Source organism: Neorhizobium descurainiae, from assembly GCF_051400715.1.
In the GTDB taxonomy this organism is placed as follows: Bacteria; Pseudomonadota; Alphaproteobacteria; order Rhizobiales; family Rhizobiaceae; genus Neorhizobium.
In genome coordinates, this window is the sequence record NZ_JBLFFK010000001.1 from 297,870 (window position 1) to 321,031 (window position 23,162).

Annotated in this window: 17 protein-coding genes; 11 read left to right on the forward strand and 6 right to left on the reverse strand. The window is 64.3% G+C overall.

The window, feature by feature from the left end; translation table 11 throughout:
- The first annotated feature begins 115 nt into the window (after positions 1 to 115).
- The 3 genes from ACMGE0_RS01355 to ACMGE0_RS01365 are packed head-to-tail and all read left to right on the forward strand — an operon-like array spanning position 116 to position 6,015.
- Positions 116 to 1,525 carry an FAD-binding oxidoreductase gene (locus ACMGE0_RS01355; protein ID WP_436814060.1) on the forward strand — a complete coding sequence of 470 codons (1,410 nt, stop codon included), beginning with the start codon at positions 116 to 118 and terminating at the stop codon, positions 1,523 to 1,525.
- Complete coding sequence (locus ACMGE0_RS01360; RefSeq protein ID WP_436814061.1) at positions 1,526 to 5,005, forward strand: indolepyruvate ferredoxin oxidoreductase family protein; 3,480 nt, start codon at positions 1,526 to 1,528, stop codon at positions 5,003 to 5,005. It begins immediately after the preceding gene.
- A gap of 32 nt (positions 5,006 to 5,037) precedes the next feature.
- On the forward strand, positions 5,038 to 6,015 hold the full coding sequence (locus ACMGE0_RS01365; RefSeq protein WP_436814062.1) for a nucleoside hydrolase: 978 nt from the start codon (positions 5,038 to 5,040) through the stop codon (positions 6,013 to 6,015).
- On the opposite strand, the gene ACMGE0_RS01370 is transcribed toward ACMGE0_RS01365, so the two are convergent.
- The 4 genes from ACMGE0_RS01370 to ACMGE0_RS01385 are packed head-to-tail and all read right to left on the reverse strand — an operon-like array spanning position 6,016 to position 11,063.
- Positions 6,016 to 8,121: an acetate--CoA ligase family protein gene (locus ACMGE0_RS01370; protein ID WP_436814063.1), complete on the reverse strand. Its 2,106-nt coding sequence runs from the start codon at positions 8,119 to 8,121 to the stop codon at positions 6,016 to 6,018.
- A 14-nt stretch (positions 8,122 to 8,135) separates the two neighbouring features.
- Complete coding sequence (locus ACMGE0_RS01375) at positions 8,136 to 8,960, reverse strand: enoyl-CoA hydratase/isomerase family protein (protein ID WP_436814064.1); 825 nt, start codon at positions 8,958 to 8,960, stop codon at positions 8,136 to 8,138.
- 23 nt (positions 8,961 to 8,983) lie between these two features.
- On the reverse strand, positions 8,984 to 9,913 hold the full coding sequence (locus ACMGE0_RS01380) for a pseudouridine-5'-phosphate glycosidase (RefSeq protein WP_436814065.1): 930 nt from the start codon (positions 9,911 to 9,913) through the stop codon (positions 8,984 to 8,986).
- Between the two features lie 28 nt (positions 9,914 to 9,941).
- On the reverse strand, positions 9,942 to 11,063 hold the full coding sequence (locus ACMGE0_RS01385) for a carbohydrate kinase (protein WP_436814066.1): 1,122 nt from the start codon (positions 11,061 to 11,063) through the stop codon (positions 9,942 to 9,944).
- A 116-nt stretch (positions 11,064 to 11,179) separates the two neighbouring features.
- On the opposite strand from ACMGE0_RS01385, the gene ACMGE0_RS01390 reads away from it, so the two are divergent.
- The 5 genes from ACMGE0_RS01390 (at position 11,180) to ACMGE0_RS01410 (ending at position 16,057) form a co-directional block, all read left to right on the forward strand.
- Complete coding sequence (locus tag ACMGE0_RS01390) at positions 11,180 to 12,154, forward strand: isopenicillin N synthase family dioxygenase (RefSeq protein WP_436814067.1); 975 nt, start codon at positions 11,180 to 11,182, stop codon at positions 12,152 to 12,154.
- Between the two features lie 80 nt (positions 12,155 to 12,234).
- Positions 12,235 to 13,272, forward strand: a complete 1,038-nt coding sequence (locus ACMGE0_RS01395) for an ABC transporter substrate-binding protein (protein WP_436814068.1) — start codon at positions 12,235 to 12,237, stop codon at positions 13,270 to 13,272.
- Between the two features lie 83 nt (positions 13,273 to 13,355).
- The gene (locus ACMGE0_RS01400) at positions 13,356 to 14,411 is read left to right on the forward strand and encodes an ABC transporter ATP-binding protein (protein ID WP_436814069.1); all 1,056 of its coding nucleotides are present in this window, start codon (positions 13,356 to 13,358) and stop codon (positions 14,409 to 14,411) included.
- On the forward strand, positions 14,408 to 15,268 hold the full coding sequence (locus ACMGE0_RS01405) for an ABC transporter permease (RefSeq protein WP_436814070.1): 861 nt from the start codon (positions 14,408 to 14,410) through the stop codon (positions 15,266 to 15,268). Before ACMGE0_RS01400 ends, ACMGE0_RS01405 begins: the two co-directional genes overlap by 4 nt.
- 6 nt (positions 15,269 to 15,274) lie before the next feature.
- Positions 15,275 to 16,057 (forward strand): ABC transporter permease, encoded by a 783-nt coding sequence (locus ACMGE0_RS01410; RefSeq protein ID WP_436814071.1) that lies wholly within the window; start codon positions 15,275 to 15,277, stop codon positions 16,055 to 16,057.
- Between the two features lie 91 nt (positions 16,058 to 16,148).
- On the opposite strand, the gene ACMGE0_RS01415 is transcribed toward ACMGE0_RS01410, so the two are convergent.
- Both ACMGE0_RS01415 and ACMGE0_RS01420 read right to left on the reverse strand, forming a co-directional pair.
- Positions 16,149 to 18,098 (reverse strand): methyl-accepting chemotaxis protein, encoded by a 1,950-nt coding sequence (locus ACMGE0_RS01415; RefSeq protein WP_436814072.1) that lies wholly within the window; start codon positions 18,096 to 18,098, stop codon positions 16,149 to 16,151.
- A gap of 394 nt (positions 18,099 to 18,492) precedes the next feature.
- Positions 18,493 to 19,086: a TetR/AcrR family transcriptional regulator gene (locus tag ACMGE0_RS01420; protein WP_436814073.1), complete on the reverse strand. Its 594-nt coding sequence runs from the start codon at positions 19,084 to 19,086 to the stop codon at positions 18,493 to 18,495.
- Between the two features lie 241 nt (positions 19,087 to 19,327).
- On the opposite strand from ACMGE0_RS01420, the gene ACMGE0_RS01425 reads away from it, so the two are divergent.
- The 3 genes from ACMGE0_RS01425 to ACMGE0_RS01435 are packed head-to-tail and all read left to right on the forward strand — an operon-like array spanning position 19,328 to position 23,081.
- Entirely contained in the window at positions 19,328 to 19,801 is a 474-nt protein-coding gene (locus ACMGE0_RS01425; protein WP_436814074.1) for a (2Fe-2S)-binding protein, read from the forward strand.
- A complete protein-coding gene (locus ACMGE0_RS01430; protein WP_436814075.1) occupies positions 19,801 to 20,796 on the forward strand; it encodes an FAD binding domain-containing protein in 996 nt (331 codons plus the stop codon). Before ACMGE0_RS01425 ends, ACMGE0_RS01430 begins: the two co-directional genes overlap by 1 nt.
- Positions 20,793 to 23,081, forward strand: a complete 2,289-nt coding sequence (locus ACMGE0_RS01435) for a xanthine dehydrogenase family protein molybdopterin-binding subunit (protein ID WP_436814076.1) — start codon at positions 20,793 to 20,795, stop codon at positions 23,079 to 23,081. Before ACMGE0_RS01430 ends, ACMGE0_RS01435 begins: the two co-directional genes overlap by 4 nt.
- Positions 23,082 to 23,162 lie beyond the last annotated feature (81 nt).

Genomic DNA, 23,162 nt, shown 5'->3' on the forward strand with positions numbered 1-23,162 from the left:
AGCGGAATGGTAATAACCTCACCTCAAGCCGGCAAGGCGAGGGGAATGGCATGGGCGAGATCGTATTCGGCGGGGCGTCGAGCCCGGAAACAGGATATCGGTGGGGAGGGCGCATTTGCCGGATCGCCTGAACCGTCTTCTCGCTCATCTCGAAGGCAGATTGGATACCGCTGCGATCCTTGCAGGCGAGGCGGTTTCCGATGGTTATGTCTCAGACGCGACGGCACGCGGCCACCGTCCTCTTGCGGTTCTCCGGCCGCGCAATACCGTTGACGTTTCGACCATTCTCGCCGCTGCCAACGATTTCGGCCAGCCGCTCGTCGTGCAAGGCGGTCGAACCGGGCTTTCCGGCGCTTCGCGTCCGCAGGCCGGCGAGGTTTCGATCTCGCTCGAGCGGATGAGCGGCGTGGAATCGATCGACGTTGCGGCACAGACCCTGATCGTGGCTGCCGGCACTCCGCTGCAGATCGTGCAGCAGGCCGCAGCCGACAACGACCTGTTCTTCGGCGTCGATATCGGCGCGCGCGGCACTGCGACGGTCGGCGGCAATATAGCCACCAATGCCGGGGGCATCCGCGTGCTGCGCTACGGCATGTACCGGGCGCAGGTCATGGGGCTCGAAGCGGTGCTGGCCGACGGCACGATCCTCTCGTCGCTGAAAGGTCTGCCGAAGGACAATTCCGGCTATGATCTCAACCCGCTGTTCATCGGCACGGAGGGCACGCTCGGCGTCGTCACCCGCGCCTGCCTGAAACTGCATCCGAAGCCGAAGATCGAGCGCAACGCCTTTGTCGCGCTGCCATCGCTGCAGGCGGCCCAGGAGCTTCTGGGGAAGCTGCGGATCGAGTTGTCCGGCCTGCTCTCAGCCTTCGAAGCGATCTTTCCGAACGTCTACGAGGGTACCGTCGTCCATATGGGCATCCGCCCTCCGGTCGAGTCGGGCGCGGGCATGTATGCCATGGTCGAAATCCAGGGCCAGTCGCCGGAACAGGACAACGAGCGCTTCGAGGCGGCTCTCGCCGCGGCGCTGGAGGAAGGTCTTGCCACCGATGTCGTGCTCTCCAATTCGCTGCGCGAGTTCAACGGACTCTGGGCGATCCGTGACGGCATCAACGATTATCTCTTCGGCCTTGGCGAGATGGCGGGCTACGACATTTCCGTGCCGCTCTCCCGCATGGGGGAATTCCTGGACAGGGCCGCTCACGCCATAGCGGAGATCGATCCGGATGCTGTCTCCTTCATCTTCGGCCATCTCGGCGACGGCAACCTGCATTATTGCGTGCTGACGCGGCAGAAGGAGAAGATCGCCGAGGCGGTGTTCTCCGGCATCGCGGCGGTCGGCGGCGGCGTTTCCGCCGAGCACGGCATCGGCACCGACAAGGTCCGGTATCTCAGATATGCGCGCAGCGACGCCGAGATCGCCACGATGCGGCGGCTGAAGGCTGCCTTCGACCCGAACCATATCCTCAACCGCGGCCGGGTCTTCGAAGCGCCGGTTCCGGTCGGCGAGACGGAGCGGACCTAGATGTCGATCCACGCCGCACCGGATACGCTTTCCTCGGATCGCAAGGTCAGCCTCGATGACCGCTATACGCTGGAAAAGGGCCGTATCCTGGTGTCGGGCACGCAGGCGCTCACCCGCCTGCCGATGATCCAGCGCCAAAGAGATCTGGCGCAAGGTTTGAATACCGCCGGCTATGTTTCGGGCTATCGCGGTTCGCCGCTGGCGGGCTTCGACCGCGAAATGGGCAAGGCGAAAAAGTATCTCGATGCGGCCCATGTCAAATTCCAGCCGGGCCTCAACGAGGACATGGCGGCGACCGCCGTCTGGGGCACGCAGCAGACCGGCATGTTCCAGGGCTCGCGTTACGACGGCGTCTTCGCCATGTGGTACGGCAAGGGGCCGGGCGTCGACCGCAGCATGGACGTGATCCGCCACGCCAACGCGGTGGGCACCAATCCGAACGGCGGTGTGCTGCTCCTGGTCGGCGACGATCATGGTGCTGTCTCCTCCACCCTGCCGCATCAGAGCGAGCACAACCTGATCTCCGCCATGGTGCCGATGCTCTCGCCGGCCGGCGTCGGCGAATATATCGACTACGGCCTGCTCGGTTTCGCCATGAGCCGCTATTCCGGCGCCTGGATCGGCTTCAAGTGCCAGACCGAGATCGTCGAATGTTCGGCGACCGTCGATCTCGATCCGGAGAGGCCGCAGATCGTCATCCCCGATGAGACCTTCGCGCCGGACGGCCTGTCGCTGCGCTGGCCCGACGGGCCGCATGCGATGGAACTGCGTCTCGAACGCAAGATGCTGGCGGTGCAGGCCTTCGCCCGCGCCAACAGGATCGACCGCACGGTCTGGGGTTCGGCCGGACGAGCCCGGCTCGGCATCGTCTCGACGGGCAAATCCTGGCTCGACCTCATGGGTGGGCTGGCGCTGCTCGGGATCGACGAGACCCGCGCCCCCCAACTCGGCATCCGGCTCTACAAGGTCGGCATGGTCTGGCCGCTGGAACCGCAGGGGATTACGGACTTCGCCTCGGGCGTCGAGGAACTGCTGGTGGTGGAGGAGAAGCGCTCCATCCTGGAAGACCAGATCAAGGCGCAGCTCTTCAACCTGCCCGCCGACCGGCGGCCGCGCGTCTTCGGCAAGACAGACGAAGAGGGCGCAACGCTTCTCCAGTCGATCGGCGAGATCAATACGCTCTCGGTCGCCAAGGCGATACTCTCGCGGCTAGGCCCGCTTGACGAGGCGTTGCAGGCAAAGGCCCGCTTTGTCGAGGAAATGACGATTGCCATGGGCGTCGAGGCGACGGCGCTTCGCCGCGAGGCCTATTTCTGCTCGGGCTGTCCCCACAGCGTCTCGACCCGCCTGCCGGCGGGAAGCCGCGCCTCGACCGGCATCGGCTGCCATATGATGATCATCGGCAACGAGGACCGCAACACTTCCACCTTCACCCAGATGGGCGGCGAGGGCGGCTCGTGGATCGGTCTCTCGCCCTTCACCGACGAGAAGCACATCTTCGTCAACATGGGCGACGGCACCTATTTCCATTCCGGCGTGCTGGCCATCCGAGCGGCGATCGCAGCGAAGGTCAACGCCACCTACAAGATCCTCTACAACGATGCGGTTGCCATGACCGGCGGCCAGAAGCACGACGGCGAGGTCACCGTGCCCGGCATCGTCGCGCAAATGCTGGCCGAGGGCGCTAGCCGCGTCGTCGTCGTGGCCGAGCGGCCGGAGGTCTGGCGGGGCAATCTGCCGCGCGAGGTCTCCGTCCACCACCGTGACGAGCTCGATGCCGTGCAGCGCGAATTGCGGGAGATTCCCGGCGTCAGCGTGCTGATCTACGATCAGGTCTGCGCGGCCGAAAAGCGCCGCCGCCGCAAGCGCGGCGCCTATCCCGTCTCGGACAAGCGCGCCTTCATCAACGAGCTGGTCTGCGAGGGTTGCGGCGACTGTTCCGCCGTCTCCAACTGCATCTCCATCGAGCCGCAGGAGACGGAGTTCGGCCGCAAGCGGCGCATCAACCAGTCGAGCTGCAACACTGACCTTTCCTGCATCAAGGGCTTCTGTCCGAGCTTCGTCACGGTCGAGGGCGGCAGCATCCGCAAGCCGGCCGTGAAATCGAAATCGGTGAAGACGGACGATCTGCCGGCGCCGGCCTTCACCACGGATTTTTCGGAGCCCTACAGCATGCTGCTCGCTGGTATCGGCGGCACGGGCGTGATCACGGTCAGCGCCATCCTCGCGCAGGCCGCACTTCTCGACGGGCTGGCGCTGGTGACGCTTGACCAGACGGGGCTGGCGCAGAAAAACGGCTCGGTCGTTTCCCATATCCGGCTGGCAAGGGACCCAGCGCAGATCAACGCGGCGCGGATCGGACCCGGCGAAAGCGATCTGGTGCTCGGGTTCGACATCGTCGTGGCGGCGCAGAAGAACTCGCTTGCGTCCTTCGCCAGAACCAAGACGCTGGCGGTGATCGATGACCATTTCGCGCCGACCGCCTCCTTCGTGAAGGACACGACGATCGATTTCCGGCAGGAGGCGACGTTGAAATCGCTGCGCCGCGCCGCCGGAGGGGATGCGGTCGAAATCGTGCCGGCGACCGATCTTGCGACCGCGCTTATGGGCGATGCGATCGCCGCCAACATGTTCCTGCTCGGCCATGCCTGGCAGCGCGGCCTCGTGCCGATCGGCCTTGCTTCGATCGACAAGGCGATCGAACTCAACGGCACGGGCATCGCCATGAACCGCGCCGCCTTCGGCTGGGGCCGCCGAGCAGCGGTGGATCTGGCGGAAGTCGCCCGTGAGGCGGGTTTGACGGAGGCCGAGTCCAGGGCCGAGACGCTGGAGGAGATCGTCGCCAGACGCGCCGCGTTCCTCACCGGTTACCAGAATGCCGCCTATGCCGCGCGCTATCGGGATATTGTCGAGAGCGCGAAGAGCGCCGAGGCACGGCTGCGTGGCGTGACCGGTTTCGCCGAGGCGGTGGCGAAGAGCGCCTTCAAGCTGATGGCCTACAAGGACGAATACGAGGTCGCCCGGCTGCATCGCGACCGCAGTTTCGAAAGGAAGCTCGCGGAGCAGTTCGAGGGCGATTTCAAGATAAAGCACCATCTTGCGCCGCCGCTTTTCTCCCGCAGGATCGATGCGCGCACCGGCCACGCGGCCAAGATCGCCCTCGGCGGCTGGATCAGGCCCGCCTTCGCGGTGCTGGAAAAGCTGAAATTTCTGCGCGGCACCGCCTTCGATCCCTTCGGCCGCACGTCCGAGCGGCGCATGGAGCGGCAGCTTGTCGAAGATTATTTCGCGCTCGTAGCGGAGCTCGCCTCCGGGGTGGACGCCGGCAATCACGCGCTGGCGGTAGAGCTTGCCGGACTGCCGGAGATGGTCCGCGGTTTCGGCCCCGTCAAACTTGTTTCCGTCGAGCGTTTCGATAAACGCAAAACAGACCTCATAGCGAAATGGCGTGCAGCGGTAACGCTCACCCATGTCGCCTGACCGTTTTCCCAGTTTCCGAGAGTGAGCCTCACATGGCAGAAAAGATCATCATCGACACCGATCCCGGCCAGGACGATGCACTGGCCATTCTGCTGGCTCTGGCGAGCCCGGAACTCGATGTGCTCGGCATCGTTGCCGCGGCGGGCAACGTGCCGCTTTCGCTCACCCATGTGAACATCCGCAAGATCTGCGAGCTTGCCGGGCGGCCTGACATCAAGGTCTTCGCCGGCTGCGGCCAGCCCATGGACGGAGCTTTGGTAACGGCAGAGCACGTGCATGGCGCGACGGGCCTTGACGGCGCCGATCTGCCGGAGCCTGCGATGCCGCTGCAGGAAAGGCATGGTGTCGATTTCATCATCGAGACGCTCCGGAACGAGCAGGCCGGCACGGTGACGATCTGCACGCTCGGTCCGCTTACCAATCTCGGCAAGGTGCTGGCGAAGGAGCCGGAGATTGCCGGCCGCATCAGGCAAATCGTGCTGATGGGCGGCGGCTGCTTCGAAGGCGGCAACATCACGCCGGCCGCCGAGTTCAACATCTATGTCGATCCGCAGGCGGCGGCCGTTGTCTTCGGTTCCGGCGTGCCGATCGTCATGATGCCGCTCGACGTCACCCACAAGACGCTGACGACGCGCGCCCGGGTCGAGGCGATCCGGTCGATCGGCGGGCATTTTTCCGAAGTGCTGGTCGGCTGGCTCGATTATTTCGAGCGCTTCGACGTGGCGAAATACGGCAGCGAGGGCGGACCGCTTCACGACCCGAACGTGATCGCCTATCTCTTGAAGCCGGAGCTTTATTCCGGCCGGCTCTGCAATGTGGAGATCGAGACGGAATCCGAACTCACCAAGGGCATGACCGTGACCGACTGGTGGGGCGTTTCCGGCCGGCCGAAGAACGCGATGTTCATGCGCGATGTGGACGCCGACGGTTTTTATGCGCTGCTGACCGAGCGGCTTTCCCGGCTGGCCCGGGGCGGGGCCGAACGACAGTCTAGGCTAGGTCTTCTCTGATCAGCCTTTCCTGCGGGGAATGATCAGAGCATCGAGGATACGCACGCCCTTGCCTTCCGGCAGGACGGCGACCGGGTTGAGGTCGACCGCCTCGATATCGTCGCCGTAGCAGGCGGCAAAGCCGGAGAGGCTCACCAGCAATTCCGCCAGGGCCCTGCGGTCGGCCTTCGGCGCGCCGCGATAGCCGTCGAGGAGCGATGCGAGCTTCGTTTCGCCGATCAGCGTTTCGGCGCGGGCAGGGTCGATCGGCAGGAGCCCGAAGGCGCTATCTTTCACAAGTTCCACCAGCACGCCGCCGATGCCGATCACGAGGCCCAGACCGAAGGGTTCATGGCGGACGAGGCCGACCAGCGCCTCGACGCCGCCCGTCACCATTTCCTGAACTGAAACTCCGCGCAGGTCGGCTTTCGGAGCATAGGCGCGGGCGCTTGCCATGATCGTCTCGAACGCGGCGCGGGCTTCCGCTTCGGAAGCGATGCCGAGCTTCACCCCGCCGGCCTCCGTCTTGTGGAGGATATCCGGCGACTCGATCTTCATCACCACGGGAAAGCCGAGCGTCTTTGCCGCTTCCGCGGCGGCATCGGCGCTGGTCACGAGTTTTTCCGCCGGCACCGGCAGCCCTTCGGCAGCCAGCAGCGCCTTGGCCTGGCGTTCGGTAAGTGCGCCGGCGGGTAGGGATTTCTTTGCCGCCGTCGCCATGCCCGGCCATGAGACGATGCGGTTCTGTCCGATCAGGCCGGCAATGGCCGTCAGCGCGCTTTTCGTGCCCCGCAGGACCGGCACATCGGGCAGCTTCGCCTCGATGGCCGGATGATGGCCGGAGGAGAGATTGCCCATGAAGACGACCGGTACCTTGCCGGTATGGGCATAGGCGGAAACCGCCTCGGCGATGCCGAGATATTCGGAGGCGCAGAAATCGTCGAGACCGGCTGGAGCATCCTGCGCGGCGACGATCATTCCGATCGACGGGTCATCGGCGAGGGAATGCAGCACGTCGCGATAGATATCGCCATTGGCGAAAACCACGCCGGTCGTGTCGAGCGGGTTCTGGGGCGTCGCGAAGGGCGGCAGCAGCGTCTTGATTTTCGCGACCGTTTCCGGCTGCAGGTCGGGCAGCGAGAGGCCCACCTCGTCGGCGATGTCGGAGACATGCGCCACGCCGCCGCCGGAGACGCCGACGATGGCGACGCCCGGCTTCGTAGGCCGCTGCTTCAGGCTCAGGCAGAGTGTCGCCGTCTCCATGAAACCGTCCATATCCGGCACTTCGATGATGCCGGCGCGCTTGAAAAAGGCTCGATAGGCCTCATGGCTGCCGGCGAGCGAGCCGGTATGGGCAGCCGTCGCCTGCGCCCCGCGCGCCGAGCGCCCGGCCCGAAGCGCGATCACCGGTTTGCCGACCGCATGCATCTTCTCCATCGCTCGGGCGAGCTTTTCCGGCTCGCGGATCGCCTCGATGACGACGCCGGCGGCGCTCGTGGCTTCGTCCGTGGCGAGGAACTCAAGATAGTCGGAAATGTCGGTCGCGGCGCTGTTGCCGGAGGAGACGATATGGCTCAGCCCGAAGCGGCCGGTATTGCCAAGCGCGATGGCGCTGGCGCCGGAATGGGAGAGGATCGCGAAGCGGCCCTTTTCGAGATTGGTCGAGAGGCTCGATGAATACAGTGCCGCACCCGTGCCGAGATTGAAGAGGCCGAGGCAGTTCGGCCCGCAGACCGCCATGCCGTGCCGTTCGGCGATCTCGACCAATTGCCGCTGACGCTCGCGGCCGGCTTCATCGAGCTCGGCAAAGCCTGACGCCAGCACAACGGCCGCCTTGACGCCGGTGCTTCCGGCTTCTTCGAGCGCTGCGATCACCTTGTCGGCGGCAATGCCGATCACGGCCACATCCGGCGCGGCGTCGAGAGCGGAGAGGGAAGGAGCGGCCTTATAGCCAAAGACCGTCTCCGCCTTCGGGTGCACCGGAATGATCTTTCCCCGATAGCCGAAGCGCATCAGGTTCTTCATCACGAAGCTCGACGAAGCGTCGGCGCGCTCGGTGGCGCCGACGACGGCCACGCTGTGCGGCGCCATCAAAGCCCGCATGGCATCAAGTGTGTTTGCGGGCATCGGCAAAAGCCTCCTCAGTCGAGACCCTTGAACGGATTGTCGCGGAAGGCGAGGTATTCCTTCAGCGACATTTTTGCGAGGTTCGCCATCCATTCGCGGCCCTGCCTGGTCACGTGCAGGGCGGCGATGGCCTCGATATTGTACTGGAAGGAGGGCAGGAGACCGGCGACCATCTGCTGGTTGTTGATCGAGGCCTTGGTGTATTTCAGCGCCGGAACCGGCATGCGGGCCAGTTTGCGGGCAAGGTTTTCGGTCTTTTCCTTGAGCTGATCGGCCGGCACGACCTTGTTGATGAGATGCATGCGCAGCGCCTCGTCAGCGTCCACCATGTCGCCGGTGAACATCAACCAGCGTACGTCGCGGGTGGCGAGCAGCCAGGGCATCATCAGAGCCGGCGGGCCGGAATTATGGCGTACTTCCGGTTCGCCGAACTTGGCGGTATCCGCGGCGATCGCCAGGTCGCAGGACATCATCAGTTCCAAGGCGCCCGCCAGCGCATAGCCGTTGACCGAGGCGATGACCGGGATCGGCGCGCGCCAGATGTTGAGCAGCGCCTCGGCATTCTCGGTCATGTCCTCGCGCCAGAAGTCGATGTCGACATCGAAATCGCCGCCCTGCAGGTCATAGCCTGAGGAGAAAGCGCGGCCGGCGCCGGTGATGACCAGCGCGTTGACGTCCGGATCCTCGACGGCAGCCTTCAGCGCCGCGTCGATCTCGCGGATCACCGTCTTGTTCATCGCGTTCATCTTGTCGGGGCGATTGATGGTGATGGTCGCGAACTTGTCGGTCAAATCCTTCTCGTAAAGGATCGTCTCGTAGCTCGTTTTTTGCTGGCTCATGGGCAGTTCCCCTTGTTCTTGAACTATTTGCCGGACTTCTTGAGCGACGCGTAAGCGACTGCCATCTTCGCGGCCAGCCGGGCATTGTTCTTCACCAGCTCGATATTGGCCTTGAGGCTCTCGCCTTTCGAAAGCTCGTTGATGCGGGCGAGCAGGAAGGGCGTCAGCTCCTTGCGGTCGATGCCCTTTTCGTCCGCCTCGCGCACCGCGTCGGCGATCGTGCCGTCGATGAACTCCGGCGTCAGCGCCGCCGCTTCGGGAATAGGGTTGGCGATCAGCAGTCCCGTGCCGGTGCTGAGCTTGTGGTGCAGGTACATGGCCTTTGCGATCTCTTCCGGCGTGTCGAGCCGGTGGTCGGCCTTGTAGCCGCTCTTTCTCGTGAAGAAGGCCGGGAAATCCTCGGTGCCGTAGGCGATGACCGGCACGCGCTGGGTTTCCAGATATTCGAGCGTCTTGGCGATATCGAGGATCGATTTCACCCCGGCGCAGACGACGGTCGTCCTGGTGCGGCCGAGCTCGGTCAGGTCGGCGGAAATGTCGAAAGTCTGTTCGGCGCCGCGATGCACGCCGCCGACGCCGCCGGTGGCGAAGATGTCGATGCCGGCGAGATCGGCGAGCAGCATGGTGGCGGAGACGGTGGTCCCGGCCGACTGCTTCCTGACCATGGCGACGGCGAGGTCGCGGCCGGAGGCCTTCACCACGCCCTTGGCCTGCGCCAGCTCGTCCAGCTCGTGGCGTTCGAGGCCGACGCGCAGCTCGCCCTCGATCACGGCGATGGTGGCAGGCACCGCGCCGTTCTCGCGGATTACCGCCTCGACGCCGAGCGCCGTTTCGAGATTGGCCGGATAGGGCATGCCGTGGGTGATGATGGTCGATTCCAGCGCGACGACAGGGCCGCCGGCTGCAATGGTTTCGGCCACTTCACGGCTCAGCTTCGGTTTCAGAAGGGTCATTGCAGCATTCCTTGTTCGGCCGGCCGGTTCATCCGGCAAGCCGGTGCATATTCGCTTCCAGGAAGCGTTCGGACAATTCCGTATGGACGCTGGCCGCACTTTCGGTCGTCAGCGTGCCGAGCAGCGCGCCGATGCGCGCGGCGGTGTAGGTATCCTCGCCGTGGAGGATGCGGTGGAGGGTTCCGGCAATCATCGCGTCGCCCGCTCCGGTGATATCGACCGGCCTGGCCTGCACGGCAGGATAGGTTTTCGCGCCTTCGGTGCCGGCGACGGCGATGCCGCGCGGTCCCATCGTGACGACCGCCTCACGGGCGCCGGCGGCCTGCAGCGCGAGCGCGGCGTCCCGGGCGTCTTCGATCGTCTCATGTGCCTTGCGGTGCAGGACCGCGTTCGCCTCGTCGATGTTCATGAAGAGAAGGTCGATGCCGGAAAGGTCCTTCGGCAGGCGGGCAGCTTTCGGCGTCGAGACCGCGTCCACCGCCAGCCTGAAGCGTGCGCCCAAATTCCCTCCGTGCCGCTTTGCGATCAGCGCGGCAAGCGTTTCCGCCGGCACGTTGCAATCGCAGAAGACCCAGTTTGCAGCGGCGAGATGCGGCCAGATGCGTTCGAAATGGCGGGGCAGAAGCAGGTCGAAAATGCCCATGTCGGCAATGCCGAGCACGAGATCGCCCTTCAAGTCGAGAATCGCGGCATATTCCGCCGTCGGGCGTTCGGTCGTGGTGAGGACCTGGCTCACGTCGATGCCGCGATCGCGCATGTGCTTCAGAAGCGCCCTTCCGCCCTCGTCGTCGCCGACGATCGACACGAAGCTGGTCGTCGTGCCGAGAAGGGCCAGGTTTTCCGCCACGTTGCGGGCGACGCCTCCCATCGAGCGGACGCCATCGACCGGGTTGGAAGTCTCGAAGACCAGGTCTGCCCTGGCGCGGTACTTGCGGTCCAGCACGGCGCCGCCGATGCAGACGGCCCGGGCTTCGGCCGGCATCACATAGCCGCGGCCGAGGATATAGCCCTTCTGCATGAGCTGGACGATATGCGCGGCCACCGTCGAGCGCGCCAGGCCGAGCTGGGTCGCGATCTCCTGCTGACCCGCGAATGGGTTGTCCTTGATGATTGCCAGGACGGCCGCTTCCTGGGGGGCGAGGTCATCCATGTTCAGCCGATCGTCCTTGGGTCGAGAACCGCGTTGCAACTTCGTTAATTTTGATATGGACAACAACAGATGTTTTTGTCAACATCTGTTTGTCAGATGTGAATTGGAGGAAAGCCATGTCCGTTTCGAGCGCCAATCCCGCGTCATCCAATGGTGCCGTTCCCGGCATTCCGGTCATCGACGTCGGCCCCTTCATTCGAAACGAGGCTGGCGCTTCCGCCGTCGTAAGGGCGATCGAAACCGCCTGCCGCGATACCGGCTTCTTCCTCGTCGCCGGCCACGGCGTTTCGCCGGAAGTCACCTCCAGGCTCTACAATCTCGCCCGCGCCTTCTTCGATTATCCGCAGGACTGGAAGAAGACGCAGGGACGGGGAACCGGCGTTCTCGGCGGCGTTTCGTTTTCCCCGATCGCGGAGGAGGCGCTGGCCGCCACGCTCGGCCTGAAGACGCCGGGCGACTACAAGGAGAGCCTGAACTTCGGCAGGAACCTGCCGGGCGATGTCTGGCCGGACCGGCCGGAGGGGCTGGAGCAGGCGTTCCGCGACTATTTCAAGGAGATGGAGACGCTGTCGAAGCACATGCGCCGCATCTTCTGCCAGGCGATAGGCCTCGATCAGGATTATTTCGAGCCGTCTTTCGAGAACCATCTCTCGGCGCTGCGTGTCATCAACTATCCCGAACAGGAGGAATCCCCGTTGCCGGGGCAGTTGCGCGCCGGCGTCCATACCGACTACGGCTTCATGACCATCCTGCGTTCGGAAGCCTCGCCGGGCGGCCTGCAGGTGCGGAACCGCAACGGCGAATGGCTGGATGCGCCGTCGATCGAGGGCGCCTATGTCATCAACATCGCCGACGCCTTCATGCGCTGGACGAATGACGAATGGGTCTCGACGCCGCATCGCGTCGCCAATCCGCCGAGCGGCTTCAAGGGCACGGCGCGCCGCCAGTCGATCCCCTTCTTCCTCAATCCGTCGAAGGAGACGGTGATCGAATGCCTGCCGCCCTTCGTCAAAGGCGGGGCGAAATACGAGCCGATCACCTATGGCGAATACATCGACCTGAAAACCAAGCAGGCTTTTTCGAAAGGCTGACAACCGACCAAGCTTGTGCTCAGAAGCGGAAAACCGCCGGCACACCGGATCATAAAAGATCGCAACAAGGGGAACTGCACATGATGGATTTGACAAGGCGGCAGACACTTGCCGGAATGGGTGCTCTCGCGGCGGCCGGCCTCATGGGCTTGCCCGCCCGGGCGCAGCAGAAGACGCTGGTCGTGCCGACCCTCGGCGGCGTCTGGGAACAATATTGGCGCTCGACCGTCGCGCCGGAATTCACCAGGCAGAGCGGCGCGGCCGTCACGCTCGATGTCGGCAACGGCCGGGTCTTCGGCGCCAACCTGCGCGCCGCGGGGGTCGCCAAGCCGCCCTATTCGATCGTGATGACCAACGAAGTTTTCGCCTCCGGCCTGCGCAAGGAAGGCTTCTTCGAGAAGCTCGACCTTTCCAAGCTGCCGAACTATGCCGATCTCTATCCGCTCGCCAAGAAGACCGACGGCTGGGGCGCCATCGCCGCCGTCTCTCCGATCGGCATCGGCTATCGCACCGATCTCGTGAAGACCAAGCCGAAGAGCTGGAAGGATCTGTGGGAGAACCCGGAATTCAAGGGCAGGATCGGCCTCTACAATTTCGCCAACAGCGCCGGCAAGATGGAGCTGCTGCTCTTCTCGAAGATCTTCGGCAAGGACCAGTACGACGTCGATGCCGGCTTCGCCGCGCTCGAAAAGCTCGGTTCCGTCATCCAGGTCGATTTCAATCTCTCCACCGGCCTCGCATCCGGCGAGATCGTCGTCGCCCCGTTCGATTTCGGCGAGATCGCGCGCCTGCGCCGTCAGGGCCTGCCGGTCGATTGCATCATCCCGGAAGAGGGCATGATCATGTTCGACCAGACGATCAACATCCTCGCCAACGCCCCGGAAAAGGAACTGGCCTATCAATATGCCAACTTCCTTCTGTCGCCGGAGGTGCAGGCGATGATGATGAAGGAATTCTTCATCTCGCCGACCAACGCCAAGGTCGCCGTGCCCGACGACCTCAAGGCCGATGTTCCGGTCTCGGGCGCGGATATGGACAAGATCCTCACCTGGGACTGGAACTTCGTCAACGAAAAGCAGGGCGAGCTTTCCGAACGCTGGGCGAAGACGGTCAGATGATTTTCCCCCGCTGCGATCATGGCTTGCCTTTGCGGGCATGCCATGATCGGCTTTTTCGGGACGGAATTTGAAAGTGGAATTTCATGACAGAGGTTAGCATCGAAAAGCTGACCAAGGACTACGGGCAAGGCCCCGCGGTCAACGGCATTTCGATAAAAATAGCGGAGGGCGAGTTCATCTCGCTGCTCGGCCCGTCCGGCTGCGGCAAGACGACGACGCTGAAGATGATCGCCGGCTTCGAGGACGCGACGGAAGGAGCGATCCGTTTCGACGGCCGCGACGTGGTGCATGTACCGGTCGAAAAGCGCGATATCGGCATGGTCTTTCAGAACTATGCGCTCTTCCCGCACATGACGGTGGAGAAGAACCTCGCCTTCGGACTGGAGATGCGCAAGGTGCCGAAGCCCGAGATCAGGGAGCGCATCGCCAGGGTCCTGGATATGGTGCAGCTCGCCGGTTATGCGGAGCGCTATCCGCGCCAGCTTTCCGGCGGCCAGCAGCAGCGCGTGGCGCTCGCCCGCGCGCTCGTCATCGAGCCGAAGATATTGCTGCTCGACGAGCCGCTCGCCAATCTCGACGCCAAGCTGCGCGAGGAAATGCGCGTCTTCATCCGCGACCTGCAGCGTCGCGTCGGCATCACCACCGTCTACGTCACCCACGACCAGGCGGAAGCGATGACGATGTCGGACCGCGTCGTGGTGATGTTCGGCGGCCGCATCGCACAGATCGGCACGCCGTCCGCCATCTACGAACGGCCTGCCAATCTGGAGGTGGCCGAATTCGTCGGACAGGTGAACATCATCCGCGGGAGGGTGGGCAACCGGGTCGTCTCGACCGCCTTCGGCGATGTGCCGGTTTCCGGCGACTATGCCGAAGGCGCCGAGCTGATGCTGGCGCTCAGGCCGGAAGCGGTCGAGCTTCTGCCGGTCGGGTCCGGTGCGGCCGGCGTGCCGGCCAGGGTGCTTTCCAGCTATTATTCCGGAAGCCTCGTGGACTACCGGCTGGCGCTTGCGAGCGGCGCGGCCGTCAACGTCCAGACCTTTCCGCGCACACGCTTCGCCGATGGCGACGAGGTGCTGGTGCATGCGCCGGCGGATCGCTTCTGGCCCCTCGGCCCGATGACCGGGACCGGCGCATGAACGCCGCTCCCGCAAAGAAGGGTTTCGGACCGCTGCTTCTGATCGCGCCCGCCGCGATCCTGCTCGGTGTTTTCCTGGTGCTGCCCTACCTCAATATCGTGGTGATGAGCTTCCGCATTCCGGGGCAGGGCACGCCCTATGCCCCGGGCTTCACCCTCGCCAATTACGGCAAGTTCTTCGCCGACAGCTTCTATATCGGCCAGGTCGTCAACACGCTGTGGATCGGCTTCGTGACCACCTTCGCCTGCCTGATCCTCGGCTATCCCGTCGCCTGGCAGCTCGCGCGCGGCACCTCGGCGTTTCGGGCGTTGGGTTACGGCCTCGTGCTCTCGCCGCTCCTCGTCGGCATCGTCATCCGCAGCTACGGCTGGACGATCCTGCTCGGCAACAACGGCATCATCAACCGCACGCTGACGAGCTGGGGCGTCATCGAAGGGCCGCTGCCGCTGATGTACAATGCGCTCGGCATCATCATCGCGCTGGTGCATGTCTTCCTGCCCTTCATGATCCTGCCGATCATGAGCGCCATCCAGGGCATCGATCCGTCGCTGGAGGCGGCAGCGCGTTCGCTCGGGGCTTCCCGGATCTCGGCCTTTCGCCGCATCACCCTGCCCCTGTCGCTGCCGGGCATCCAGGCGGGCTGCATCCTCGTCTTCGTGCTGTCGCTCAGCGCCTATGTGACGCCGTCGCTGATCGGCGGCATGCGGGTGAAGACCATGGCCGTCACGGTGGTCGACGCACTGATCGACACGTTCCAGTGGCCGTTCGGTTCGGCGCTGGCGCTGATGCTGTCGATCACCGGCGCGATCGTGGTCGTCCTGTTCGGGCGGCTGACCCGCATGAAGTGGAAAGCCTGAGGAACGATGTCGAAGCCCTTCTTCACCGCTTATTGCCTGATCATCTACGCTTTCCTGCTGGCGCCGATCCTGGTCGTCGTCGTCGCCTCCTTCAATGCCGGGGCCTTCCTCACCTTCCCGCCGCAGGGCTTTTCGTTCCGCTGGTACGTGGTCTTCTTCAACAACGAGGTGTTCATGCGGGCGATCCGCACCTCGCTGTGGATCGCGGCGATCACCATGGTGGTCTCGGGCGTCATCGGCACGATGGCGGCGATGTTCTACGTCCAGTATTCCGGCAGGCTCAAGGAGACGGTACGGATCGCCATGCTGGCGCCGCTGCTTCTTCCCGAGGTGCTGACGGCGATCGCGCTGCTCTTCTTCGTCTATTCGGTCGGCATCGGCACGCAGACCATGATCGGCATGATCGTCGGGCACGTGCTGATCACGCTGCCCTTCGTCTTCATCAACGTCTCGGCCTCGATGGAAAGCTACGACCCGTCCTGGAGCATGGCGGCGCAGAGCCTTGGTGCGGGCCGCTTCACCCGCTTCCGGCGGATCATGCTGCCGCTCATCAAGCCGGGCGTCATCGGCGGCTGCCTCTTCGCCTTCATCATCTCCTTCGACATCTTCACCATCTCCTTCATGCTGAAGAATGTCGGAACCTCGACGCTGCCGATCCAGCTCTTCGACTACCTGCGCACCAATTTCACGCCGGAGGCGGCCGCCGTTTCGACCTGCTCGATCGTGCTGACGCTGGCGGTGGTGATCATTTCGGAAAAGGTGCTGGGTCTCAGGATACACCGGTTCTGACCAGGGAACACCTGCCCGAATGTCGGCACGAAACGGCTCGGCTTCCGCGGGCGGGAGCCGGACCGTCGAAGATCGGAAGCTGATCGGCGGATCAGAATTCGGTCCACTGGGCTTCGGCGGTTGCCACTGCCGTGGCGCTGCCGAATGATTTCGTCACCCGCTGCGCGAGCCGGCGGGCCGGCGATTCCTGCGGGGCGGCGTTGCGAGCCGCTGCAACCGGCCCCTGAATGCGTGGCGCGCCTGCACGGTTGCCTGCGGTTTCGGCGAGCCTGAAGCGGCCGATGAGCTCGCGCAGCTTCGAGCTTTCCGAGGCGAGGTTGGCGCCGGCGGCGTTGGTTTCCTCCACCATCGCGGCATTCTGCTGGGTCACCTGATCCATCTGGTTGACGGCCGAATTGACTTCCGCCAGGCCCACCGACTGTTCGCGCGCGGCGGTCGCGATCGCGCTGATGTGCTCGTTGATGGTGACGACATGCGCTTCGATCGTCTTCAGCGCATCGCCCGTCTCGCGGACCAGCTTCACGCCGTTCTGCACCTCGGCGCCGGAGTTGCGGATGAGGTCCTTGATTTCCTTGGCGGCGTTGGCCGAACGCTGGGCGAGTTCGCGGACCTCCTGGGCGACGACCGCGAAACCCTTGCCGGCTTCACCGGCACGGGCGGCTTCGACGCCCGCATTGAGCGCCAGGAGGTTGGTCTGGAAGGCGATCTCGTCGATCACGCCGATGATGTTGGAGATCTGGCTGGACGACTGTTCGATGCGCTGCATCGCGTCGACGGCGTTCGCCACGACGCTGCCCGACTGGGCGGCGCTGGCATTCGCTTCCCGCGCGATCGCCTTTGCCTCGTCGGCGCGCTTGGAAGAGTTCGAGACGTTGGCGGTGATCTCGTCGAGTGCTGCGGCGGTCTCCTCGAGCGAGGCGGCCTGCTGTTCGGTGCGCTTCGAAAGGTCGTCGGCGCTCTGGCTCACTTCGCGCGAGCCGCTGTCGATCGACTGCGCCGAGGAGGCGACTTCCGAAAGGGCGTTGCCGAGGCGGGCCACGGCGGAGTTCAGGTCTTCGCGCAGCGCTTCGAAATCCGGAGCGAAGGGCTCGTTGAGCTGGAAGGCAAGATCGCCGGAGGCGAGGCGGCGCAGACCCGCGGCGAGGCCGGAGGTGGCTTCCTGCAGACGGGCCTGAGCGGCGGCTTCGGCCTCTTCCTGCAGGCGGATGCGGTCTGCCTCCGCACGGGCGCGGGCCTCTTCGGCCTCTTCCTGGAGCTGCCGGTTGGAGATCGCCGCCTGGCGGAAGACCTCGACGGCGCCGGCCATGGCGCCGACTTCATCCTTGCGGCCCGCGAAGGGAATTTCCGTCACGGTGTCGCCGGCGGCAAGATTGCTCATCGACGCGGTGATGCGCTGAATCGGGCGGGCGATGCCGGTCAGAACGTAGACGGCCGCGCCGGCGATCAGGGCGAATACGACACCCAGGATCACATACATCGTGGTGAGCGCGCCGGCATAGGTCGCCTCCGCCTTGGCGGTTTCGACGACCGCCTCGTCGGCGTTCACCTTGACGAGCTCTGTCACGGCCTCCACGACCGGCTGGATCGTGATGCGCATCTTCTCCATTTCGACGCGGGCGCGGGCATCGGAAGCCTTGCGGGAGAAGCCGAGCATCTTTTCGCCGGCCGCCACGTACTTGTCGACGCCGGTTGCGATCTGATCGACGAGCTGTTTTTCGTCATCCCCGGAAATCATCGGCTTATAGGTGTCGATGGCGGATTTCAAAGCGTCCGACTGATCGGCGATCAGCTTTTCGGCGGCTTCCATGCCGAAGTCCGACGTCGTCGTGAGATGGCTCATGTAGGCGATCGTCATGCCGAGGATGGCCGTCTCGATGTTCTTGGAGGCTTGAACGCTCCGCAGGGAATCGTTGGAAATCGTATTGAGATTGCCGGCCACTTGGGAGAGCGAGGAAATGGCCGCCCAGGAGAGAACGGCGGTGAGCGCTGCAATCGCGCCGAAGACGGCGATAAGCGAGCTGCGGATGGAGAGACGGGACATGAGTTCGGCTCCGACATGAGGAAGCCTCGACAAGAGGCATCGCGTTTTCACGCGCAGATCTGATATCTGGCAGTGTGGGGGAGAGAACCGGCCTCATACCGGTTCCTGCGCCATGCCGGAGGGCGACGGCGCCATGGTCGGGAGCCTAGGTCAAACTCTTTAACGACAGATTGAATTTTGACAATGTACAACGATTTTTGACGATTTTCGGGCGGAAAAATCCCAAATCGCGGTTCTGCTATCCAGTTATTTTATAAGGATAATCTTATGAGTTTGGAGGCGGAGTAACAGGATACCTGCCAGGAAGGATTGATTGATTTTCCGTTCAAGGGCGATGCGAAATCTGGCCCTTCCGAAGGGGGTCGAGGACGGCCCAATACCGCATTTCTAGGTACTATTTCTTCGTCCTCAAACCATCCATCAGCAGACCGATCAGACGATACGCCCGCTCGCGCCATTCCGGCGAATCCGGAATCGAATAGATGCTGGACAAGGCCTGCAGAAGATCGGTCGTCTCGATGTCGGTGCGGATGTAACCCTCTTCTCCGGCGGTCTTCAGAAGCCCTTCGAGAGCGCCGCGAATAAGCCCAAAGCCTTCGGCGAACAGCGAGGAATTGGAGGTCATCAGGATGCGCAGGCTGTTCGCCATGCCGCGTTTGGCGGCGATGTAACCCACGAAACGGCGCATCCATTCCTCGAGCGCCAGATCGGGGGGATGTTTTCCGGCGAGTTCCGCAGCCGCGGCGGCGAGGCTTTCCAGTTCGCGGCGGTAGACGACCTCGACCAGATGTTCGCGGGTCGGAAAATGCCGGTAGAGCGTGCCGATGCCGACGCCGGCCTGCCGCGCTATGTCCTCCAGCGAGGTCTCGACGCCATTTTCCGCGAAGGCGGCGGCGGCCACTTCGATCAGCTTGTCGCGGTTGCGGCGGGCGTCGGCGCGAAGCTTGGTGGAGGCGGTCGATGCTGTCTTGGGCTCGGCCGAGGCCAAAATGATGCTCCAGGCGAATGAGGGCTTGACGAAATCCCGCAAGCCACTAGTTTAAACGGAGGCGCCTCCGTTTATCTGGAGTGCCTTTCACTTCTTATTCCAGAAGGGAGCCGGATGCCATGCCCAAATGTGCCGGGGGCTTCTTTTGCAGGAAATCAATATAGCGCTCGGCCGGCGATCGGCCAGCCCCATTCTGGATTCTGAATTTCTCATTCTCGTGACAATGGCAGGAGCTTGATCCATGACACGAACCATCCATCTTTCGCTCGATATCAACGGGAGGCGGCACGAGCTCGATGTCGAGCCCCGCGTCACGCTGCTTGACGCGTTGCGCGAGCATCTGGCGCTGACCGGCACCAAGAAAGGCTGCGACCAGGGCCAGTGCGGCGCATGCACCTGCCATGTCGATGGCAAGCGCGTGCTCGCCTGCCTGACGCTCGCCGCCCAGGTCGAAGGCCGGCAGGTCGCCACGATCGAAGGGCTGGCGGCGGAAAACGGCGACCTTCATCCCGTCCAGGCCGCGTTCATCGAGAACGATGCCTTCCAATGCGGCTATTGCACGCCGGGCCAGATCATGTCCGCCGTCGCCTGCATCCGCGAGGGCCATGCGGGTTCGGACGAGGAGATCCGCGAATACATGTCCGGCAATCTCTGTCGGTGCGGGGCCTATAACAGCATCGTCGCGGCGGTGCGCGAAGCGGCGGAGATGGCCTGATGAGAGACTTTTCCTATCTCCGCGCCTCTTCCGCAGAGGAAGCCCGTCAGGCTGCCCTTCAGTCCGGCGCCGCCCTGCTCGCCGGCGGCACGACACTGCTCGATCTCGCCAAATGCGGCGTTGTCGAGCCTGAAACGGTGATCGACATATCCCACCTCTCCGGTCTTGGCGGGATCACGGTCGATGCAGGCGGCGCCACGATCGGCGCGCTCGCCAGGATGGGCGACGTCGCCGACCACCGCGGCATCCGAACAGCCTTCCCGGCCGTTGCCGAATCCCTCTCGCTCGCCGCTTCGGCCCAGCTCCGCAACATGGCGACGATCGGCGGCAACCTCCTGCAGCGGACGCGCTGTCCCTACTTCCGCGATCCGGGCACTTTTCCGGCCTGCAACAAGCGCAATCCGGGCTCCGGCTGTTCGGCGATCGGCGGCGTGACGCGCAACCATGCCGTCCTCGGCACGAGCGACGCCTGCATCGCCTCCAACCCGGGCGATCTGGCGGTGGCTCTGGCGGCGTTAGACGCCGTGGTCGATCTGGGTACCCGAAAAGTCGCCATCGACGACTTCTTCCTGACCCCCGGCGACATGCCGGACAAGGAAACCGTGCTGGAACGCGGCGAGATGATCGTCGGCATCGGCATTCCGGCTTCCGTCGCGGCGAAGAATTCCACCTATCTCAAGGTGCGCGACCGGCAATCCTACGAATTCGCCGCGGCGAGCGCTGCCGTCGGCATCGAGTTCGAAGCGGACGGCGAAACGGTCCGCGACATCCGCGTCGCCCTCGGCGGCGTTGCAACGAAACCCTGGCGGGCCCGCGCCGTCGAACAGGCGCTCGTCGGCAGGCCGCTGGAGGCCGAAGCCGTCGAAAAGGCGAGCCGTCTCGCCATGGAAGGCGCCGTCTCCCACGGCGGCAATCATTACAAGATCGAACTGGCGCCGCGCGTCGTTACCCGCGCCATCCTGAAAATGGCCCAGAATATTGGAGTTCTCGCATGACCATCATGGAACCCCGCAAACATGGCGACGCTTCCGACGGCATGGTCGGCGGACGCCAAACCCGCTTCGAAGGCCAGTTGAAGGTGACCGGTGCGGCAGTTTATGCCTTGGAATATCCGGTCGAAAACCTGGCGCATGCGGTTCTGGTCCAGAGCACGATCGCGGCCGGCCGCATCGTCTCGATCGACGCGTCGAAGGCGCTTGCCGCGCCGGGCGTGCTGATGGTGCTGACGCCGGAGGACGATCTCGGCCTGACCGTCGCGACCGACTGGTACGGCAACCGGCCGGAAAACCAGCCCTATATCCCGCTGCCGCGCGAGGTGCGTTTCAACGGTGAAGCAATTGCAGCAGTGGTGGCGGAAAGCCGGGAGCAGGCCGATGAGGCCGCGAAGCTGATCCGGGTCACCTATGAGGAAGCCCCTCATGTCGCGAGCCTCGACGATCCGAAGGCGGGCGAAGGGATGGTGATGGATAATCTCAGCTCTGCCTGGGGTGATGCCGAGGCCGCGCTTGCGGCCGCACCCGTTCGGATCGAGGCGGAATATTCCACGCCCCGCGAGTACCACACCGCTATGGAACCGCATGGATTGACGGTGAAATGGGATGGTGACGAGCTGACGGTTTGGGAGCCGAGCCAGTGGTCGCATGGCATGGCGCGCACCTATGCGGAATGGTTCGGCATTCCCTACGAGAACGTCCGCCTCATCTCCCCGTTCATCGGCGGCGGTTTCGGCTCGAAGGGAGCGGTGCTCGCCTATGGTGCGGTCGCTGCCTTCGCGGCGAGAAAGCTCGGCCGGCCGGTGAAGCTCGCGGTTACCCGGCCGCAGAATTTCACGAGTTACGGCGGCCGTGCCGCAACCCGCCAGACCATCAGGCTCGGTGCGACGGAAGACGGCATCCTGCAGGCGATCGTTCATCGCGGCGCCAGCGAGACATCCACCTATGCAGTCTGGCCCGAGCAGACGGGTGCCGCGACGCCGATCCTCTACAAGGTCGAGAACTTCTCGTCGCAACACAGGGTGGTGCCCGTCAATACGGTGACGCCCGGCGCGCTTCGAGGGCCGGGCAAGAACCCGAGCGCCTTCGGCATCGAAAGCGCCATCGAGGAGCTGGCCTACAAGCTCGGCATGGATCCGCTGGAACTGCGGCTGAAGAATTATGCCGACCGCGACTACCAGTCGGGGAAACCCTGGTCGACCCGCCGCCTGCGCGAGGCCCTGACCGAGGGGGCCGAAGCCTTCGGCTGGTCGAAGCGCAGCCACGCGCCGCGTTCCATGCGTGACGGGAAGACGCTCATCGGCTGGGGTATCGGCTGCGGGACGTTCCCGGTCATCCAGGCACCGAGCGAGGCGATGATCCGCATTCTCGGCAACGGCCGCGTGGAAGTCGTCAGCGGTGCCATCGACATGGGGCAGGGCACCTACACGATCCTCGCCCAGACGACGGCGGAAGTGTTCGGCGTGCCGGTCAGCCAGGTCGATGTGAAACTCGGCGATTCCCGCCTGCCGGGTTCGGCGATCGCCGGCGGCTCGATGCTGGCGGGCTCCATCCTCGGTGCCGTTCACAAGGCTGCGACGGCAGCGCGCGACGAGCTGATCGGCCTTGCGCTCAGCGACGCCAATTCGCCGCTGCGCGACACTGGGGCCAACACGCTCACCTTCAGCGACGGGCAGATCGGCGTGCAGCGCGGCGAGGGACCCTCGCTTACCCTGCCGGAACTGATGGCGGCGCTCGGCCGCGACGAGCTCGAGACGCGCCGGAACACGCTGCCGGACGGCGCAACCGCCCAGGAGCACCATCAGGCCTGGACGACCATGGCAAAGGTTCAGGGGCCGACCATGGGCGAGTATTCCATGCACAGCTGGTGCGCCCATTTCGCCGAAGTTCGCGTGGACGAGGATTTCGGTACGGTGCGCGTCTCGCGGATGGTCTCCGCCTTCGATTGCGGCCGGCTCTACAATCCGCGGCTGGTGGAAAGCCAGTGGCGCGGCGGCATCATCATGGGCATCGGCCAGGCGCTGCTGGAGGAGGGGCTTGTCGACCAGCGCAACGGCCGGACGATCAACAACAACATGGGCGACTATCTGGTGCCGACCAATTCGGACATTCCGGATATCCAGGTCATCTCCGTCGGCGTGCCGGACTACAATGCCTCGGCGCTCGGCGGCAAGGGGGTGGGCGAGGTCGGCATCGTCGGCGTCGCGCCCGCGATCGCCAATGCCGTCTTCCACGCGACGGGAAAACGCGTCCGCGACCTGCCGATCACGCTGGAAAAGCTGATCTGAGGGCTGCCATCGGATAACCCCATCTTCTCCCCCTGCGCGGGGGAGAAGATGGGGATCCTGCCGCATGCGCGTCGCATCAAA

What these genes read in the sequence shown, in the direction of transcription:
- ACMGE0_RS01380 (WP_436814065.1), bottom strand. Translation starts at nt 9,913, where the DNA reads ATGACCCTTCTGAAACCGAAGCTGAGCCGTGAAGTGGCCGAAACCATT.
- ACMGE0_RS01375 (WP_436814064.1), bottom strand. Translation starts at nt 8,960, where the DNA reads ATGAGCCAGCAAAAAACGAGCTACGAGACGATCCTTTACGAGAAGGAT.
- ACMGE0_RS01430 (WP_436814075.1), top strand. Translation starts at nt 19,801, where the DNA reads ATGAGAGACTTTTCCTATCTCCGCGCCTCTTCCGCAGAGGAAGCCCGT.
- ACMGE0_RS01435 (WP_436814076.1), top strand. Translation starts at nt 20,793, where the DNA reads ATGACCATCATGGAACCCCGCAAACATGGCGACGCTTCCGACGGCATG.
- ACMGE0_RS01415 (WP_436814072.1), bottom strand. Translation starts at nt 18,098, where the DNA reads ATGTCCCGTCTCTCCATCCGCAGCTCGCTTATCGCCGTCTTCGGCGCG.
- ACMGE0_RS01370 (WP_436814063.1), bottom strand. Translation starts at nt 8,121, where the DNA reads ATGCCCGCAAACACACTTGATGCCATGCGGGCTTTGATGGCGCCGCAC.
- ACMGE0_RS01425 (WP_436814074.1), top strand. Translation starts at nt 19,328, where the DNA reads ATGACACGAACCATCCATCTTTCGCTCGATATCAACGGGAGGCGGCAC.
- ACMGE0_RS01395 (WP_436814068.1), top strand. Translation starts at nt 12,235, where the DNA reads ATGATGGATTTGACAAGGCGGCAGACACTTGCCGGAATGGGTGCTCTC.
- ACMGE0_RS01405 (WP_436814070.1), top strand. Translation starts at nt 14,408, where the DNA reads ATGAACGCCGCTCCCGCAAAGAAGGGTTTCGGACCGCTGCTTCTGATC.
- ACMGE0_RS01390 (WP_436814067.1), top strand. Translation starts at nt 11,180, where the DNA reads ATGTCCGTTTCGAGCGCCAATCCCGCGTCATCCAATGGTGCCGTTCCC.
- ACMGE0_RS01365 (WP_436814062.1), top strand. Translation starts at nt 5,038, where the DNA reads ATGGCAGAAAAGATCATCATCGACACCGATCCCGGCCAGGACGATGCA.
- ACMGE0_RS01360 (WP_436814061.1), top strand. Translation starts at nt 1,526, where the DNA reads ATGTCGATCCACGCCGCACCGGATACGCTTTCCTCGGATCGCAAGGTC.
- ACMGE0_RS01410 (WP_436814071.1), top strand. Translation starts at nt 15,275, where the DNA reads ATGTCGAAGCCCTTCTTCACCGCTTATTGCCTGATCATCTACGCTTTC.
- ACMGE0_RS01385 (WP_436814066.1), bottom strand. Translation starts at nt 11,063, where the DNA reads ATGGATGACCTCGCCCCCCAGGAAGCGGCCGTCCTGGCAATCATCAAG.
- ACMGE0_RS01400 (WP_436814069.1), top strand. Translation starts at nt 13,356, where the DNA reads ATGACAGAGGTTAGCATCGAAAAGCTGACCAAGGACTACGGGCAAGGC.